This window comes from Psychrobacter sp. 1U2, assembly GCF_051847575.1.
Window position 1 is genome coordinate 1 of sequence record NZ_JBPYDC010001668.1, and the last position, 546, is coordinate 546.

Genomic DNA, 546 nt, shown 5'->3' on the forward strand with positions numbered 1-546 from the left:
AGAGGCGCTGTTTTGGCGACCTTCAAATATGCGCCGCATTGCCCATCCACAGGTTAATGCATGGCAAAAAATTAGTGCCTAAACGAGTTAGGATAATCCTATGAAAAACCAGCCAAATGAAATGGTGACGCTAGAATGGCTTCTCCCACTTTTTGATCAGCAGTTATCACTAGTGTCTGAGGACTGGCAGTTAGATACTTATCCTGATTTTAAGCGTATAGGAAGAGATTACCACGAGATCAGTGGTGCATTAATAATGGCTAACTTGCCCCAACTGGCTACTTTGGCTACAAAGCTTAGCTTATTAGCCTATAGTAAGAGTGATGGTACACTATTAACTGCTCAGTATTTCCGGGTAGGGCGATTTGCTCATCAATTGTTGCAATATGAGCTGACTCAATATGTTCATACGGGAAGTTATCGAAGTGCGCTTATTGATAGAACGATTAATAAACTTATACATCTGTTACCGCAGCAAGATGTAGCAACAGATAATAATTTATCGTTAAAAGACACCTTAGCTGATGACGATTATAACTTTTCCAC

The 546-nt window shown here is 40.3% G+C and carries 1 protein-coding gene; it reads left to right on the top strand.

Translation table 11 applies throughout. From position 1 onward, the window contains the following. Positions 1-100: 100 nt before the first annotated feature. Positions 101-546, top strand: a 446-nt coding sequence (locus tag ACS8FD_RS23780) for a hypothetical protein (RefSeq protein ID WP_439277662.1), incomplete at its 3' end; no start/stop codon positions are given.